15 protein-coding genes and 1 pseudogene are annotated in these 16,056 nt (G+C 42.6%); 13 read left to right on the top strand and 3 right to left on the bottom strand.

Translation table 11 applies throughout. The features are described 5' to 3' along the window. The first annotated feature begins 1,255 nt into the window (after nt 1–1,255). The 4 genes and pseudogenes from FBQ74_RS03720 to FBQ74_RS03735 all read left to right on the top strand — a co-directional run bounded on the left by FBQ74_RS03720 (nt 1,256) and on the right by FBQ74_RS03735 (nt 6,225). Nucleotides 1,256–1,888, top strand: a complete 633-nt coding sequence (locus tag FBQ74_RS03720; protein ID WP_015067954.1) for a cation diffusion facilitator family transporter — start codon at nt 1,256–1,258, stop codon at nt 1,886–1,888. Between the two features lie 225 nt (nt 1,889–2,113). Beyond that, a pseudogene (locus FBQ74_RS03725) lies at nt 2,114–2,767 on the top strand (cation diffusion facilitator family transporter); the annotation flags it as partial. Between the two features lie 134 nt (nt 2,768–2,901). Further along, nucleotides 2,902–4,188, top strand: a complete 1,287-nt coding sequence (locus FBQ74_RS03730) for a tyrosine-type recombinase/integrase (protein WP_139755384.1) — start codon at nt 2,902–2,904, stop codon at nt 4,186–4,188. A gap of 462 nt (nt 4,189–4,650) precedes the next feature. Then, a complete protein-coding gene (locus tag FBQ74_RS03735; protein WP_139755385.1) occupies nt 4,651–6,225 on the top strand; it encodes an SIR2 family protein in 1,575 nt (524 codons plus the stop codon). Nucleotides 6,226–6,363: 138 nt separating this feature from the next. Here the strand turns inward: FBQ74_RS03735 and FBQ74_RS03740 are convergent, their stop codons facing one another. Together FBQ74_RS03740 and FBQ74_RS03745 are read right to left on the bottom strand one after the other, a co-directional pair. Further along, a complete protein-coding gene (locus FBQ74_RS03740) occupies nt 6,364–7,323 on the bottom strand; it encodes a hypothetical protein (protein WP_139755386.1) in 960 nt (319 codons plus the stop codon). 65 nt (nt 7,324–7,388) lie between these two features. Then, nucleotides 7,389–7,793, bottom strand: coding sequence for a hypothetical protein (locus FBQ74_RS03745; RefSeq protein WP_139755387.1), 405 nt, complete (start codon nt 7,791–7,793; stop codon nt 7,389–7,391). A gap of 237 nt (nt 7,794–8,030) precedes the next feature. Here FBQ74_RS03745 and FBQ74_RS03750 point away from each other — a divergent pair, with 237 nt between their 5' ends. The 9 genes from FBQ74_RS03750 (at nt 8,031) to FBQ74_RS03790 (ending at nt 15,138) form a co-directional block, all read left to right on the top strand. Further along, nucleotides 8,031–8,738: a hypothetical protein gene (locus tag FBQ74_RS03750; RefSeq protein ID WP_139755388.1), complete on the top strand. Its 708-nt coding sequence runs from the start codon at nt 8,031–8,033 to the stop codon at nt 8,736–8,738. Beyond that, nucleotides 8,731–8,988 (top strand): hypothetical protein, encoded by a 258-nt coding sequence (locus FBQ74_RS03755; RefSeq protein ID WP_139755389.1) that lies wholly within the window; start codon nt 8,731–8,733, stop codon nt 8,986–8,988. The genes FBQ74_RS03750 and FBQ74_RS03755 overlap by 8 nt, the downstream gene beginning before the upstream one ends. A 66-nt stretch (nt 8,989–9,054) precedes the next feature. Continuing rightward, nucleotides 9,055–10,005: an IS30 family transposase gene (locus tag FBQ74_RS03760; RefSeq protein ID WP_139754917.1), complete on the top strand. Its 951-nt coding sequence runs from the start codon at nt 9,055–9,057 to the stop codon at nt 10,003–10,005. 110 nt (nt 10,006–10,115) lie between these two features. Continuing rightward, complete coding sequence (locus tag FBQ74_RS03765) at nt 10,116–10,730, top strand: hypothetical protein (protein ID WP_139755390.1); 615 nt, start codon at nt 10,116–10,118, stop codon at nt 10,728–10,730. A 180-nt stretch (nt 10,731–10,910) separates the two neighbouring features. Next, nucleotides 10,911–11,828, top strand: coding sequence for a tyrosine-type recombinase/integrase (locus FBQ74_RS03770; RefSeq protein ID WP_139755391.1), 918 nt, complete (start codon nt 10,911–10,913; stop codon nt 11,826–11,828). Beyond that, nucleotides 11,821–13,845 (top strand): AAA family ATPase, encoded by a 2,025-nt coding sequence (locus tag FBQ74_RS03775; RefSeq protein ID WP_139755392.1) that lies wholly within the window; start codon nt 11,821–11,823, stop codon nt 13,843–13,845. Before FBQ74_RS03770 ends, FBQ74_RS03775 begins: the two co-directional genes overlap by 8 nt. A gap of 18 nt (nt 13,846–13,863) precedes the next feature. Next, nucleotides 13,864–14,331, top strand: a complete 468-nt coding sequence (locus FBQ74_RS03780; RefSeq protein WP_139755393.1) for a DUF6641 family protein — start codon at nt 13,864–13,866, stop codon at nt 14,329–14,331. Nucleotides 14,332–14,428: 97 nt separating this feature from the next. Next, entirely contained in the window at nt 14,429–14,839 is a 411-nt protein-coding gene (locus FBQ74_RS03785) for a DUF2787 family protein (RefSeq protein ID WP_139755394.1), read from the top strand. Between the two features lie 68 nt (nt 14,840–14,907). After that, nucleotides 14,908–15,138: an RNase H1/viroplasmin domain-containing protein gene (locus FBQ74_RS03790; RefSeq protein WP_139755395.1), complete on the top strand. Its 231-nt coding sequence runs from the start codon at nt 14,908–14,910 to the stop codon at nt 15,136–15,138. A 52-nt stretch (nt 15,139–15,190) separates the two neighbouring features. On the opposite strand, the gene FBQ74_RS03795 is transcribed toward FBQ74_RS03790, so the two are convergent. After that, entirely contained in the window at nt 15,191–15,949 is a 759-nt protein-coding gene (locus tag FBQ74_RS03795; RefSeq protein WP_139755396.1) for a DUF2034 domain-containing protein, read from the bottom strand. Between the last annotated feature and the right edge of the window lie 107 nt (nt 15,950–16,056).

Raw genomic sequence — 16,056 nt, forward strand, 5'->3', positions numbered from 1 at the left:
ATTGAGATAAGGCACGAACAATAAAAGGGACAGTCACGCTTTACATTTGGCTGGGCCGATACTCGAACGCCACGCCGTGCTTTTGTATTTCAGACACAAAAAAACCGACTCAAAGGTCGGTTGATTGTTTCTTCCGCTAGGGAAAAGAGTGGTACCAGTGGGCGGACTTGAACCGCCACGCCCGAAGGCAACGGATTTTGAAATTAATGCGCATATATTACTTTATTGAAATCATGGGTATATGTTTACATTGAGAAGCTTTGCAAATTCTTTGCAAAGTCAGGCCTCATTCCTACGAACAATGTCAAGAAATCTCTTCCGCTTACTTATCAGGTTGTAATAGTAAAAATCATCAAATGTAATAGTCTTCCGGAACACCTCATCCTGCCAACGGAAGCACGTCACCAACAGAATATGACAGGCAGTATTTTAAGGACATAGAAAGTGTCTAGGAAAGTCAGGCCTTGCCAAATGATCCCCGCACCAATAGTTAAAGTACAAATACGCAACAATCCATAAAGCCATTAATTGAATCAGGGATGGATTAACATCGCCAAAAACGAGGGAACAATGAGTGAGTTTTTAACGCAATGGCAAGAGACTGCTCATACTACCTTGGCACTGTTTATATGGCTTTTTAGGTTTTCGTGCTTGGCTACCTAATAAGCTCAATGAGCCAAGTCTTTGTCAACAAAAAGCGAACGCAAAAACCTATGGAAAAATTGGAGCCAAGAGAGCCCGCCTACCTCTAGTCTAAGGGTACTGCACTCTAAGGTCTATGATGGTTCAATTTGACGTCATTATGGCTTTGCCGGTTTACATAAATGCGGGTGGTTCAATTAGGGAGTACATAAATCATGATGAATTGTATGGGAGAGACGATGGGGGTTGAAATGATGATAGGTATGGGTTTGATCTGGCTACTGGTAGTGATGGTCCTAATCGGGGCAGTGGCTGCGTTGTAGAAATACTTACGTTCAGATAAAGCGCGTGATGAATAGAATTAAACATTTGTCTGCAAGCCCGCAAGCAAATGTCATTTCTTTTCCTTTTTAGTAAATGTTGTCTGGAAAATGTGGTAGGCCCCTTTTATAAAACCTGGTCACAATGGACCCCATGTACGCAGTGCTTATCTGTACTCAGGCAAGTTTTGGAAATGGCGTAATTAGCTTACTTGACTTCTAAAGAAACAAGTATAGAACGAGTGCGAAAAAATATGAAGATTTTATTGGATGGAATATATAAAAGTTAAAATATGGAACCAACAAGAAAAAGTGATTTAAAAAAGGCCAGAACGCTTCAAATATTAAATGTCATCTATGATGCAATTGAAGTCATAGTAGCTTTAATCGCAGGAATAATTGCTAATAGTTCAGCGCTCATAGGGTGGGCATTGGACAGTACAATAGAGGTGTTAAGCGCTACCACGCTAGGCTGGCGTCTACACGGCGAACTTAAGGGAATTGATAAAAAACAAGTAAATAGACGGAAGAAAATCACTCTCTACGTGATTGCCGTATCATTTACTTTGGTCTGCATATTTATATCTTATGATTCCGTTACAAAACTTCTTAGTCAGCAAACGTCAAGCTGGAGCACTATGGGGTTAATCATTTTAGTTACTTCCTTGCTTATCAACCCGATTTTAATTCATTTCAAAAGAAAATATGGCCGCAAGCTGGATAGCCCGGCGTTACTCGCCGATGCTAAAGATACCTTTATCTGCTTATACCAAACGATCGTTGTCCTTGCCGGTTTGCTATTGGTAAATTGGTTTGGTTGGTGGTGGGCTGATCCTGTGGCGGCATTGCTCATTGTACCTTATGCAGCAAAAGAAGGTTGGGAAGCTTACACTAAAGCAAGAGACATCAGTATTGATGAGAAGTAATACCCGCATCACCTTAAATAATTCATTCTCTTAGCACTGACTTGTTTCGTCACGTATCAACCAAGTGCTTCAGGCTCAGGCATCATGATACAGCACAGAATGTAATGTTCCATGCACCGATGGTTGAGATACAAATACGCAGCAATCCATAAAGCCATTAATTGAATCGGCGATTGATTAACATTGTCTTAAAGGAGAGAACAATGAGTGAGTTTTTAACGCAATGGCAAGAGGCGGCTGAGCTTACTCGGGGCGCTGATAAACGGCATTGTTTTAATCGTTGGTTCTGCCTGGGTCCTTTATGAGGCAGTGCCACGGCTGAGTAATCCAGAGATGCCAGAAACAGAAGGCATGATTGCACTGGCTATTCTTGGCGTACTGGTCAACGGCTTCGCCGCGTATAAATTACAAGGTGGTAAATCGCTGAATGAAAAAGTTCTGAACTGGCATTTACTCGAAGACGTTTTAGGTTGGGTAGCGGTACTCATTGTCGCTATTGTTATGCAGTTCAAAGACTGGCCTGTTCTGGATCCGGTTCTTTCTATCGGATTTACGCTTTTCATTCTGTTCAACGTTATCCGAAATCTTATCAGCACCGTAAAACTGTTTTTTCAGGCGTCACCAGACAACGACCTTTTACAAAACGTGACTGATAAATTGCTTGAACTTGATGCTGTTAGCAATCTGCATCACCTGCATATCTGGTCACTAGATGGTGAGCATCATGTCGCGACAGTTCACATCGTTAGTCAATTTGAGTCGAAAGCTGAATACCTAATGTTGAAAGAAAGCATAGCGAATGCTTTGGATGAATTTGAATTGTCACATACAACCATAGAGGTTGAGAATGGTCTAGAAGATTGTCGTGACACCAAATAGCTAAAGAAGCGATAGGTCACGTTAATGTGTATTAACATGACTTATTATTTTCTATTTGGAAACAGATAGATATTTTCATTTAGCCGTTTATACTCGTCGTAAGCGCAGTATTTATTCTTTGCAAGCGGACGGCTATGGCAACACAAATCGCACGACATAATGTAGACGACTCTCTCTACGTATTTCTCCAAGACAACAGCAAGAAGTGGTATGCACGCTTTCAGCTATTCGGGACTTGGTATTGCAAGTCAACCAAGCAAGTAGATAAAGACGAAGCTATCGCGGCAGCGCGTCTGCTACGTATGGAATGGAAGATAAAGGCCGAAACCGGAACGCTGACCAGGAGTAAGCGGTTTCGAGATGTCGCGAACCTTGCTATTACCAATATGGAACATGCGCTATTACACGGCGGCGGTAAGGTAAGCTTTAAAGATTACATCGGCGCGCTGAAGCGCTATCACATCCCATTCTTCGACAGAACCTATGTCACATCGATAGATCAGCAAAAGGTAAAAGAGTTTGAAATCTGGCGGATCAAGAAAGCCGGTCGGCTACTTAACAAGTCAACGCTGCTTAATCACAATGCCGCATTGCAGATGGTCTTTAAGGAAGCCGTTGAAAAGCAATGGATGCTAGCAGTACAAGTTCCGGTGCTTAGTGCTACAGGAGAGCAGGGCGCAAGAAGAGCGGCTTTCACGCGTGAAGAATACGAGCAGGTATTAGAAACTATAGAGTCGATGCGTGATAACAGTCGAAAAGATAAGACTCGCCAGATCCGTGAGCTATTACTGGATTATGCAGAAATTGTTGTTAACACCGGTATTCGGCCTGGAACTGAGATGGAAGAACTGACCTGGGGTGACATTGAGATGACACGCCAAGACCACCAAGTCATCTTCAAAATCAAAATCCGAAAGGGCAAGACGACAAAGCATACCGGTACAAGAACGGTCGTGTGTAAAGACGATATTGTATATCCGCTCATGGAGCTGAGAGATCGCTTTCCAAATCGAAAGCCCAATGACAAACTGTTCAGGCTTGCTGATGGAAGCACTACAAAAGAACTGGGACGGACGTTCAGCGCTGCACTTGATGAATGTGAGTTAAGAAGTAGCTCTGACGGCCCCAGATCGCTTTATTCGTTACGACATACCTACATCACTTGGCAGTTACTGAGCCGTCACCTACGCATTGACGTGCTTGCGAGGCAATGCGGAACCAGTACAGCCATGATTGAGCAGCACTATAGCCACGTTGTGCCAAGCATGTTTGAAGAAGAACTATCTGGCGTGACCTTCGACAAACAGGCTGCTAAAAAGAAAAGTAAACGAGCATTAGCTCGTGAGAGAAAAACTAAAGATGTCCTACTCAAACGCTTTGCAGAATGGGAAGCGGAGTATAGAAAGCGAGGCTGTATTTAAGTGGCTGATGCGATTAATCTCAGTGATTTTAACTCGATATGTCAAATGTACTGAAAAAGTCGCGGCCTAGCCAGACAGGCAGCAATGAGCGTATATCATGCCACGGTTTCCTAATATGGTCTATTTTTAGCCCCTAAATAACCGCCGCGTCAAAAGTATTGAAATTGGCGCCGGCCACTCATGGTAAGCTCATCTCTACAAAATTGTACACTTAGCTATTGTTTTGGGTAATTAAGTCGTTTAGTGTCACTTAGATAAAGAAAAATAGAAATCAGATACTCTGCCTCATTGAAGCTTACTGAGCATGCTAAAATTACTTTTGGTTGTCACAAGAATTTGAGGGATAAATGTTGTATTTATCAGTAGCTTGATATCGTATTTTTCGATTGAATGAATTATATGATAAGCATCCACGGTATGCGTAGGTGGTATAGAAAAAATTTGACTCTAGAAGGAAAAATTGTGACTTTTAAAAAGCTTCTTTCCGATCATTTTAATAAGTTTTCCGCGTCTCCTTTCCTGTTTGTAGGATCAGGCATGTCTCGTCGCTATTTGGGCGCGGAAAACTGGGAAGATCTTTTGAAGAAGTTTTGTGAAATAATTGGTGAAAATTACACAAAAATTAGATCACAAGCTGATGGGGATTTGACAAAAATAGCGAGTGTTCTATCCAAATCCTACAGCGAAAAGTGGTGGGACAGTGAGATTAAAGGCGAAAAAGATATTCAATATTCTGAACATCTTTTGAAATCAGACTCGCCATTGAAAGTGGAAATATCAAGCTATTTAAAAGAAATTCATGAGAACGTAAACGAAGATTATAGGGAGGAAATAGAACTCTTAAAGTCAAGTAAAATTGATGGTGTTATAACTACCAATTGGGATCTTTTTTTGGAGTCAATTTTCAGTGAATTTTCTGTCTTTATTGGACAGGAAGGATTGTTTGCAAGTAGAAATTATGGGGTCGCCGAAATATACAAGATTCATGGTAGTTGCAATGACCCAAACAGTCTAGTTTTAACTCAAGAGGACTATGAAAAGTTTAAAAAAAAGAATCCATATTTATCATCTAAGTTGTTAACAATATTTGTTGAGCACCCCATTATATTTCTCGGGTACTCTCTTACAGATCCGCACATATTAGGAATTTTAGAAGAGATTGTTGAGTGTATGCCAGAAAGCAAAATGGATGCTCTTAAGGAGAACATCATCTTTGTTGAATGGGATCCTGACTTGGATGAGCCAACTTTGACAGAGTCAGTTTTGCTAAAAACATTGCCAGTAAATCTTATCCGGGCTGCGTCTTATCGAGATATATTTGAAGTTTTGTCTGAGGTCAAGCGTCGGATACCAGCGCATATCTTTCGACAGATTAAAGATGAGTTATATGAGCTCATAATAACCAACGACCCCAAAGGGAAGTTGTATGTTAAAGAGGCCCAAGATATAGGAGCTTTAGAGGGACAACAAGAGTTTGTGGTTGGATACGGTGCCATTAGCAAGATAAAAAAGTCTGAGGAAATGGCGAAGCAAGGTCTCGTTGGTTTATCACGAGAAGATATTGTACGAGATGTTATTTTTGACAATGGTGGTTACGACTCAGCTTCGATCGTCTTTGATGTTTTTCCAAAACTGATTAAAGGTCAGATAAATATCCCTGTATTTAAGTATCTTAACACTGCAGGTTTAATTGACGAAGATGGTAAGGTAAATGAAAGCGGTCTCTGTGATTCATTGGCAATTAGGGTAGGACATAACGTCGAACATTATCGGCCCCGAGGCTCCGAAGAAAGGCGAGCGGGTACAATTCCACAAGTCAAAAAAGGTATTGAAGAGTTATATAACACTGTCGGTTTTAATCTTTTTTTGCGCATGGCGGTGTTCGTACCGCCGAGGATCTTAGACTTGGATGCTCTCGAAAAAATTCTTAAAAAGCATGCAGATGATGACTTTTCACCGGGCGAAAAAAGTCAATTTATTAAGATCGTATGTGTTTACGATTTGGTTAAATATTCACGAAGATATGGTTTTGCATAATCATAGTGAAAAATCCGAGTGCCTATGCATAAACAGCCCATCAGTACATTTTTCGCTATTGATGTCTTATATGTTCTGTTTTTTTGTGCTGACTATTATTAACAGTCGCGAATTCGCGACTGTTAATAACGAATGGAACTAGGCTACGACAAGTAGCTCTTTCAGTTGGCCTAACTGCTCCTGAAATGAATTTTCTATTTTGGACTTGAACTCTGAACTTTTAATTAATTTTCGCTTGGTCATGCGTTTTGAAAGTATTCTGTGATCTTCGTCGTCCAGCAATGTAAGTGCTTTTCCGATACCGTATTTGATGATTAGTGCATAAATCCTTTCTGGCATTTTGAGCAAGATTTTAGGATCATAAAAAGATACACCCTGGAAGGAATACTTCTGCTCATCCATTTCGGCCACTTTGAACATTGATTTAGCCCCTCTAGCTCTTGGTTTATGCTGCTTTTCAATCCGTGTGTACTCGCGATAGCTGCGATAACCGCCTCCTTGCTCAAGCACTTTGTCATAAAAAATAATAGGGCAGCCAAGTTTTGTGCCGTAGCGAAAGCCTGTAAATATGGTCTTATTAAAAAATGCTTCGTAAGGCGAGCGGTAGGCGTAGTCTGTAATGATATGTTGTATAGGAATGTCTGGAAGATCCATAGCATAATCGACTCGTGTTACGTTCGCCCGTAACATCCAGAGTCTATAATTACTCTCACCCCATAAGTCCATGATCAAGCCAAGACTTGTTGCCATTCTGCCGGGCCCAACAGAGTTGGGGTTGAATACGATTTTCACTTGGTTCTGGCGTTTATTAAGACCGAAGAGGAGTACACTTAAAGTTGAGTCATTGGAGAAGTGGAAATCAAGCCTTCTCTTAAACTTTTGACTGCCAGCATCCTTCCCAGTTAGGTTTGTGAGCTTGACTGAATAGTCAGCTGTTCTTTGCCTCTGCAAGGCCAACAGTTTCTTTGCCTCATCCTCAGGTACTGGTAATGTGATTGACAACATATCTATTGATATATGTCCATATACATCAGGCCTGTCGAGTATCTGAGATAATAAAAACGAACTTCTTTCAACTTTCTTTAAACTTGTATTCACAATAATCTCACTATTAGTACAGCGTTAATAATGAAATTATTATTTTTAAAATATTTAGTTGATTTTTAACCTCCTAGTTTTTCAAGTAAAGACTTGTACTCTGCTCTCTTTAGCAGTTTTATCTTTACTCCCCTTTTCTCACCATGTTTGTCTATCAGGTTTGCTTTTTCATACTCGTAAACCAAAAATCCATGATGATTTAGTGATTTAAGGGCCTCGGACATTCCATTGTTTGAAAACTTTTCTCTACCAGAGAAACCTTGCACCTTTTCAGCTATATGCGAAAGGCTTTTAATAAAGTACTTGTACTTCAAAAAACCTACTTTTCCCTGAAGAGTAAGATATAAACCTACTTCAAGCCCCTGTTTAGTTAACCGGTATGCGTCATCTTCTAGGTTAGATAACTTTACAAGACACTGAATCATAAGTCCTCGACGGGATCGCATAAAAGTTCTTGATGTTAGTTTCACAAACCTTTCCTCATAAAGTCCATATCTTCTTTACGTTATCAACTAATGGCTCGACTTGTTAATCGAATCAGTAGGAAAAGTCAAGATTTGAGTAAAGCTTCGAGATTTCCGAAGCCTCAGCAGCGCGGTTGCATTCAATGTAGTCTTAACTTTTGCCGGAACAATGTTGGAGGACGTATGACGAACAATATCATCAATGAGTGGGAGCCTATTAGGCAGATAAGGAACAATAAAGTAATGTCAGATGAACTTTACTGGTCACATAAGAAATTGATTTCAACTTCGCCACCAGACCTATGCAGAAGAGCGTTGTTCGATATCCATACGTTCTCAGGGTTTGAAAAGGAGAGATTTAAAACAATTACTGATTTTCTTAAAAGTATTCACGGGTTGTATGCAAGATCCTATATGGACAGTCTCCTGGCAGCGAACGCCGAAGCTACCGTCTTCGATGAAAACGCTGTTGGGAATATTGATGTAGCAGCAGCTATTGCATTGAGACAAATCATGCATTGTAGGACCTCTATCAACAAAGTTAAAAGTTACATGGCTGATAAAGGGCTAGATTGGTCATTCGTAAATACTCAAGAGGCTATTGATATGTCTTGTGACTTGTCAGAGGTAAAAAGCAAAAAGAAAACTTCCGTATGCAGAAGAAAACGTTTATCCGAGAGAGAAAGAGTAAGTAAATACATTAACAGCCTAACTCCTATGGAAAAAGTAAGCTTTCTTGAAAGTTTTATTGAAGAGACTAGTCTCAAGGATATAGCAAATAATCTAAGTTCATTGATTAATGCTAAGTCAAGAATAATCCAAACAATTAATTGCTGCGAAAAAATGCTACGCGAAAATGCGCAAATGATTTTAGACCCATCTTTATGTGATAATGCCACATATTACGTTAACACTGAATTGCTTAACCATTTAGGAGATAGAAATGAATGAGATAGATCAGCTAGCTGAAAATGATGAAGAACTTAAAAACTTATGCGATATCAACTCTGTGGACTATTCCTATCAAAATGAGGATAAATCTTTATTGCTCGAAAGAATTAATTCAATCGATGAGAATGCAGAAAAGGAAAGAAAAATACTATATTGTGTTGCTATGTTTCGACTCTACGAAATATTAGGTTTCGAAAGTCTAAAGTCATTGCTCCCGAATTCAGATAATAAGTGCACCACTCATGGTTAACGGGTGATAGATGATCAACTGCCTGTTGGTGGTATTCTAAAGTCGCCAAACAATTAGAGTATTACCATGAGTTACAAGCAGTTGATCGAGGGACAACGATACCAGATTGAGGCCTACTTACGCGAGGGTTTCAGTTATCGGGAGATCGGAAAACGTCTGAGCGTGAGTCACAGCACAATCAGCCGGGAAGTAAATCGCAATAGAATTCGGGATAACCACTATTTGCCGGAAGTCGCTCAGGCAAAAGCACTGAAGCGCCGCAGCCAGGCCGCAAAGTTCAGGATATCTGAACTGACGATTACCTTTGTTGAGTTCGGGCTGAACCAGAAATGGAGCCCTGAGCAGATTGCTGGTGTAGGTAAAATCATCGGTCATCACGTCAGTCACGAATGGATTTATCGCTACGTCCAGCGTGATAAATTACGTGGCGGTAGGTTGTACAAACAGCTGCGCCAGAGTCACAGAAGGTATCGTAAAGGTGACCGTGCGAAGCGGATAATTATCCCGAATCGCGTTGGCATTGAGCATCGTCCCGCTATCGTGAACAAGAAAAAGCGGTTCGGTGACTGGGAAGCTGACACGGTTCTGGGCAAGCAAGGAACGGGCGCGATTGTTAGTTTAGTCGAGCGCAAAAGTAAGCTTTACCTGATACGCAAAGTGCCAGCGAAAAGCGCAGCAGACGTGGCCCGAGCCATGGTTGGGATGCTCTGGAAATATCGAGGTCATGTCCGAACAATCACAGCGGACAACGGCAGCGAATTCTGTGACCACGCGCTGGTCGCTGAGAAGCTCAAAACCAATATCTACTTCGCGAATCCGTACTCATCATGGGAACGCGGACTGAATGAGAACTTCAACGGTTTACTGCGCCAGTACATCCGGAAAGGCACCGATTTACGGACGGTATCGGATAGGCAAATTAGTGAAATAGAGCGGGCATTAAATGCCAGACCGAGAAAGTGCCTCGGCTTCAGGCAACCTGTTGCGGTATTCAATGAATTACGCAAGGCTGCCTAATTTAGCGAGTGGTGCACTTCGGAGTTGAATTCGCGCTTCATTCAAATTATATTACCTCTAAATGCGCCCAAGAATGTTACAAACAAATAAATAGGGCAAAGTTCGAGCTAATGATTCATGGAGGTGATTTTAATAGTGTCGGTCGAATGCCTTCTTCTCATTTAGATATGTTCTCTTTAATACCCACAGACAGTAAGACATCGTCTGAGCTTACTGCGAGAGTAAAATCGGTTTATAACGAGCTTTATGTGGAAAAGTGTAAAGGTGATACCGTTACAGCAAGTCTCGTAAAGGAACACATATTGGAGAAATTTCAGGAAAAAAAAGCCTCGAAAATTGCTTCAAACACATCCCGCAATAATGATACTGAATGTAGCCCGAAGGACCCAACATTAGACTGGGAGGAGGATGACCTGAAAGCCCCCTGCCAAAGCGATAGTGACAAAACAGTTACAAGCTTAAATACTTTAGATAACGGTTCCACATCTAAGTCTCCTGAAGAATTAGTTGTTACTAAGGAAAGCCTTCCAACCTTGATAGATCACCTTTCCAATACTTTGGATAACGATGGGAAGATAAGGCTCGCTTTCAAACTCAATCAAAGTCTTTTGAACTCGGGAGATGTAACATTGCAACTTCTTCTAAAAGACAATCGCTGTAAGGTTAAATCAAAGAAAGATGCACTGTTAAAAATGATTGAATATCGAAATAAATTGGCATCATAAGATAGTTTGGAAATTCTATATATTCTGATATGTCAGTCGCGAATTCGCGACTGACATATGTATACTAGTTTGATACAAAATCACCGTATATCTGCTCAATACCCGCTGCTATTCTGTCTACAGCTTATTCAAGCAATTCAATCACTTCATTCATTTAAACGTCATAATCGGAACAAACACATGGATACAGCATGTCCTTACACGCTGTACTTAGGGCGACTTGCGCCCAATAGTCAGCGCTCCATTGCGTCACAACTGAATAGCATTGCAGAACTTCTGAATTGGCCTGAACAGGGTAGGGCAGACTTGTTTGCTGGTATCGATTACCAGCAGGCCAGCCACATTCAAGCGTTATTGCTTAAGAAAGGCTGGTCTGCACGTTCAATCAACAGAGCCATGGCCGCGATACGCAATATCGTAAAAATCGCGGTAATGTCTGGCAAAGCACCTGAAATGCAAGCGCTACAACTGCAGACAATATCAAAGGTTAAACATGGTAGTCACCGTGGCACGCCATTGTCGGTTATACAGGTTGAAAAGCTCTTCGATACATTGAGTAGAAATGACTCACTTATTGGCATTCGTGACAGTACCATTTTCTCGGTGTTACTCGGCACAGGTCTACGGCGTAGCGAACTGGTTGCACTTTCGTATGCTGATTACTCACCAGAGAACAAGACATTATTCATTCGCCAGGGTAAAGGCAACAAAAGCCGGATCGTATATTTGCCTGACTGGGTGAAACGGTCTGTCAGTCAATGGCTCACAATCAGAGGTACTGGGCGAGGCCCATTATTTGTGCGTATCGCCAGAGGCGGTCACGTTCAGCTTGAAAGCCCACTCTCAGCGAGTTTCATCTATTCACTGGTACGAAAGACATTGGCCTCTATTGGTGTAGAAGGTGTATCCCCGCATGACTTGCGCCGGACCTTTATTACCCGCCTTCTTGAACAAAATGTTGATTTAAACACGGCTCGTCAGATGGCAGGCCATGCTGATGTGTCAACTACCGTTGTGTATGACAAGCGCCATGAAAAAGTGATGAAGGCTGCTGCGGCCAACCTTGCATACGATAGCAATGGTGACAAGCATGAATAGGTTTCGAGAACGGTATAAGCTCAATTATCTCGCGTGCGCATGGGCAAAAAGGTTACTTGAGTATATAGATAAGCCCGACAGCGATCTGCTGGATGCTACCACGCTTTGCGCTATAACCGGACAACGTCAATTAAGTGGTGAGCAGCTAAAAGTAAACTCAAAACGCAGTGCGGTTAACTTCTTTTCTATTACTGACAAGCGCCCAGCGACCACACAGCTTTGCGTTACCAATTGCCAGTTTATTGAGAAAGAGCTGGCATTAGCGAAGAACGCTGCTCTTCTTATTGAATATGTTGTCGTCGCGCATGCCAACCCTGCTTTTCTCCAATTCTCAGACTTGTTGGTCGGGCAGTTACATTACGCACAGGTGAGTACGTTACTACAGGATATATGTAAGCTTACCTCTGATGATTACGAGCGCACGCTCAAACAACTTACCAGAGCTGGCATATTACGAAAGCCTAATCTGAATGTACTGTTTGGTGATGAACTACCGGACTACCTGTTACATAGCCTGCTCACGCAGAAAGTTGAGAACAAACAGCAGCTCATCGCACCGTTACTGCATAAAAGCCAAACTGCGCAATTCAGCTTAAACGCGTTTCCACAAGTTGATGGGTTTCGCATAAGGGACTATTTCAAATCAGCCGTAAAACAAGGGCTCAAAGGCATCAATGTATTGCTTTACGGTGAATCCGGTACCGGCAAAACGGAGCTTGCCCGTACATTGGCCAAAGAGCTTGGACATGTACTTTACGAGGTTCGGTCGACGGCACTGAATGAGACGAAAAGTACCGATGATTTCGAGACTAAGTATCCAGATAAGGAGCGGTTACGCTACCTATCTATGATCAGTAACTTGCTATCAAGCAGCTCAAAGTCTCTGCTACTGATTGATGAATGCGAGACGATTTTTGAACATGCCTGCTACCAGTACAGCAAAGAGCACCTTCAGCGATTGGTAGAAGATAATGATATTCCATGTATCTGGATAACCAATCACATCGATTATCTGGAGCCCAGCTTTATTCGGCGCTTCAAGCTTATCACTGAAGTACCACGACCAACGCCTGAAGATATCGCGGCCATTTGCAAGCCACACTTCAAAGGCTTGTCGTTGTCATCGGACTTTAAACGAACGGTAACGCGCGTGAACAATATTTCGCCTGCCATAATAGCAAATGCTGCACATGTAGCTAAAACCCTGCATACAGCGTATACCGAAGCGGAGAACGTTATATACGAAACCGTTGAGGCAACACTGCGTGCAGCCGGACAGTGGGAAAGTAAACTTCAGTATCAACACGCCCTGAAGTTCGACTTTCCACTATTTAACATCAAGCAGTCCAGAAGCTACCTCGATGACATCCAGCACGCGTTAGACAATGATTCTTCAGTACGTGTGTTGCTATCAGGGCCACCTGGTACTGGCAAAACTGCGTTTGTTCATCATCTGGCAGAACAACATCACCGTGAGCTTATTCACGTAAAAGCATCGGATGTGCTTAGCAAGTGGGTGGGCGAGAGTGAGCAAAACATTGCCGCCATATTTGAAGCAGCGCACACCGACGAAAAGATGATCCTTTTAGACGAGGTAGATAGTTTACTCACTAGCCGTGAGTCGTTGAACGCTCATCATGAGCTGCAATTGGTGAACGAGTTGCTTACTCAGATTGAATCGTGCTCACAACCGCTTTTCGCAGCGACCAACCTTGAAAGCCGACTGGATCACGCCGTGCTCCGGCGCTTCGACTTCAAACTGCAATGTACTTATCTAACGTTCGCTCAAGTGCTTCAGTTGTACAAGCAATCGCTCGGTATCAAAACGGTTAAGAAAGCTGAGCAACAGGCCTTGGCTGAGCTAACTCAACTAACACCCGGCGACTTTGCCATTCTGACAAGACGCAAACAATTTAGAACCAAACAAAATCACAGACTATCTGCCATCACCTTGTTGGCAGAAGAAAACCAGCGCAAGCAAACCAAACCACAAATGGGCTTTATTCGCCCGAACTAACCTAACGAGGTAAACAACATGACTACATCAGTATTGAGTTCGCTCAAGGTCACCGCTCGTCCAAAACTTGAGTCCAAGCCGCCCGTTATCGGTAAACGCATGAAGCTCATCGAGAAGCTGGAACAGCAGCAGGAGATGGCAACATGCATGATTGAAAGACGGCCTTTCGAAGCCTATCGCGAGAAAATGATCAAAGACCCAGAGACCGGCGAGCGCAAAAAGGAACGTCGTCAAATCACCGTCCGGCCTTGGTACTACGACAGTGATGGTCACTTTTACTTAGAAGTTAAAGTCAACAACAAACCGATAGAGTTTGATACCGGGAAGCCAGCAATCGATGTCGGTGAAGCCAGTAAGATCCCTGAGACAATCGCTACAGTGATTGAGGCAGTTGAAAAAGGTGAGCTTGATACGTATTTGCTCGCTCCGGCCAAAAGCACTAAAAAGCCCGCCAACGAGAAGCAACCTGCCAAACCCAAAAGCTAAAACACAACTTTATCAGTCCGCCCTTTTAGCAGTGTTTACTTAAATTAGTAATCCACGCTGTCAGGGCGTTTTATTTCAAAATTTCTACGGTGTATTTATGGATATTAACTATAAGAACTTGGCGCTGCCAGTATCCCAGCGCTTCACTGCGGCTCTGACTGAAGAGCTAGGCGATATGTCAGTCTCTAATTCAGCAGTCACGCTCAACTTCCGCGACCCAAGTTACTCAGCCGAAACCGGCGGCTTTCATCCAGTCGAAATCCGACTGGAAAGAAGAGGCGATGCATTCGATATCATCTACATCACAGACTTTGCCTATATCGGTATTGGGCCTTTCGCTGAGCTCGTTAAAGAGTTGGACTTCGACTTTCAGAGTGGAGTGTTTCAAAACCTACATGGCATCTTCCCAATCGAGACTGGGTACGATCTCTACCGGATATGGGAAGGCAACTTTTTGCATTACTGGCGTGAGCTATCTGCCTTTCAGGTATCAGTTAGTGAAGAGTAGGGTTAGATAAATCAAAACTGTAAACCGGTTGATAGGCGCAATGAGGCGCCTATCAATTGGAGACTTATATGAACGTTTTAAACAAAGGCCCTTGGTATGTAGTTTTTGTCGGTGCCTGTCCGGGCATTTATAGCAGTTACAAGGAAGCATCAAGATACACGCACGGATATCCCAAACAGGAAATCAGAAAGTTTAAAACAAAGCAGGCGGCTGAAGCAGAATTCAATAAACGAAGCCGAAGTGATTACGATCCCAAAAAAGAATTTAAATGGAGTTATCAAAGACCTGTAAGGCGTTAGTTAGGCTTTATCGTTATCGCTCATAGTAGCCGATGGGCACTGTGTCCATCGGCTACTCGCTATAACGGCACTTTGGAAAACTGGAACAACCTGAGAAAGTATTCCCTGCATTGATACCACGTTTCGCTTGTCGTTCAACAAGCTCACTACCACACCTTGGACAGATGGTCTGCTTTGTCGCTTCTACTTTGGGGGCCGTTTGCACATCATGGATAAGGGAAAGTAGTCCGTTGCCGTCAACGAGTAGCATTGGCTTGTCAGATGCGAAGTCGATTGCCTGCTGGGTATACCTACCTGAACTAATGACAATTACCTTATCTGCATTACTTGCCGCGAGTACACCAAACATCTCACGTATCACGTTCACGCCTACTTTTTGGGCTTTCCACTGTTTACATTGTACAAGCACCCATTCATCGTTTTTTCTCAATTCTAAGTCGATGCCACCGTCCGCACCGAACCCGCCTTCTGCCACTCGATAGCCTTGTCTGCGATATGCTTCAGCGACTAGCTCTTCAAAATTGCGCCAGTGCAGTTGTCGAATGGTATCAATACTCTTTTGAGTATCAAGTTGCTTGGCCTTGCGTCGTGAATTGAAAAACGAAAAAGGCGCGATGAGTACTATGAAAAGTGCGAAAAACGGTGCAGGAACAGCAAGAGCCTTAAACACCATATTAATAATTTGGTTTTCGGTTTCGATAGAGGGTAGTAAGCGGCCCATCACAAAATAAGTGATTGCTGCCGTGACAACGGAAAGCCACCATGGTGCTTGGAGCAAAAGGTCAGCAAAAGAAGTATTTTTTCTTGGCATCGTCAGACATCCTTGTTTGATTATCCTGACTATAATACAACTAGCGCAATGGTTAGGTATCAAACCCAATTATGTAGTATTGTAAGTTGGCATAAAGATAGCGATAC

The organism is Salinimonas iocasae, assembly GCF_006228385.1.
Lineage (GTDB): Bacteria > Pseudomonadota > Gammaproteobacteria > Enterobacterales > Alteromonadaceae > Alteromonas > Alteromonas iocasae.

Coding starts and splice junctions, on each gene's coding strand:
- FBQ74_RS03780 (WP_139755393.1), top strand. CDS start 13,864: ATGACTACATCAGTATTGAGTTCGCTCAAGGTCACCGCTCGTCCAAAA.
- FBQ74_RS03750 (WP_139755388.1), top strand. CDS start 8,031: ATGTCAGATGAACTTTACTGGTCACATAAGAAATTGATTTCAACTTCG.
- FBQ74_RS03755 (WP_139755389.1), top strand. CDS start 8,731: ATGAATGAGATAGATCAGCTAGCTGAAAATGATGAAGAACTTAAAAAC.
- FBQ74_RS03775 (WP_139755392.1), top strand. CDS start 11,821: ATGAATAGGTTTCGAGAACGGTATAAGCTCAATTATCTCGCGTGCGCA.
- FBQ74_RS03785 (WP_139755394.1), top strand. CDS start 14,429: ATGGATATTAACTATAAGAACTTGGCGCTGCCAGTATCCCAGCGCTTC.
- FBQ74_RS03765 (WP_139755390.1), top strand. CDS start 10,116: ATGATTCATGGAGGTGATTTTAATAGTGTCGGTCGAATGCCTTCTTCT.
- FBQ74_RS03795 (WP_139755396.1), bottom strand. CDS start 15,949: ATGCCAAGAAAAAATACTTCTTTTGCTGACCTTTTGCTCCAAGCACCA.
- FBQ74_RS03720 (WP_015067954.1), top strand. CDS start 1,256: ATGGAACCAACAAGAAAAAGTGATTTAAAAAAGGCCAGAACGCTTCAA.
- FBQ74_RS03760 (WP_139754917.1), top strand. CDS start 9,055: ATGAGTTACAAGCAGTTGATCGAGGGACAACGATACCAGATTGAGGCC.
- FBQ74_RS03730 (WP_139755384.1), top strand. CDS start 2,902: ATGGCAACACAAATCGCACGACATAATGTAGACGACTCTCTCTACGTA.
- FBQ74_RS03790 (WP_139755395.1), top strand. CDS start 14,908: ATGAACGTTTTAAACAAAGGCCCTTGGTATGTAGTTTTTGTCGGTGCC.
- FBQ74_RS03770 (WP_139755391.1), top strand. CDS start 10,911: ATGGATACAGCATGTCCTTACACGCTGTACTTAGGGCGACTTGCGCCC.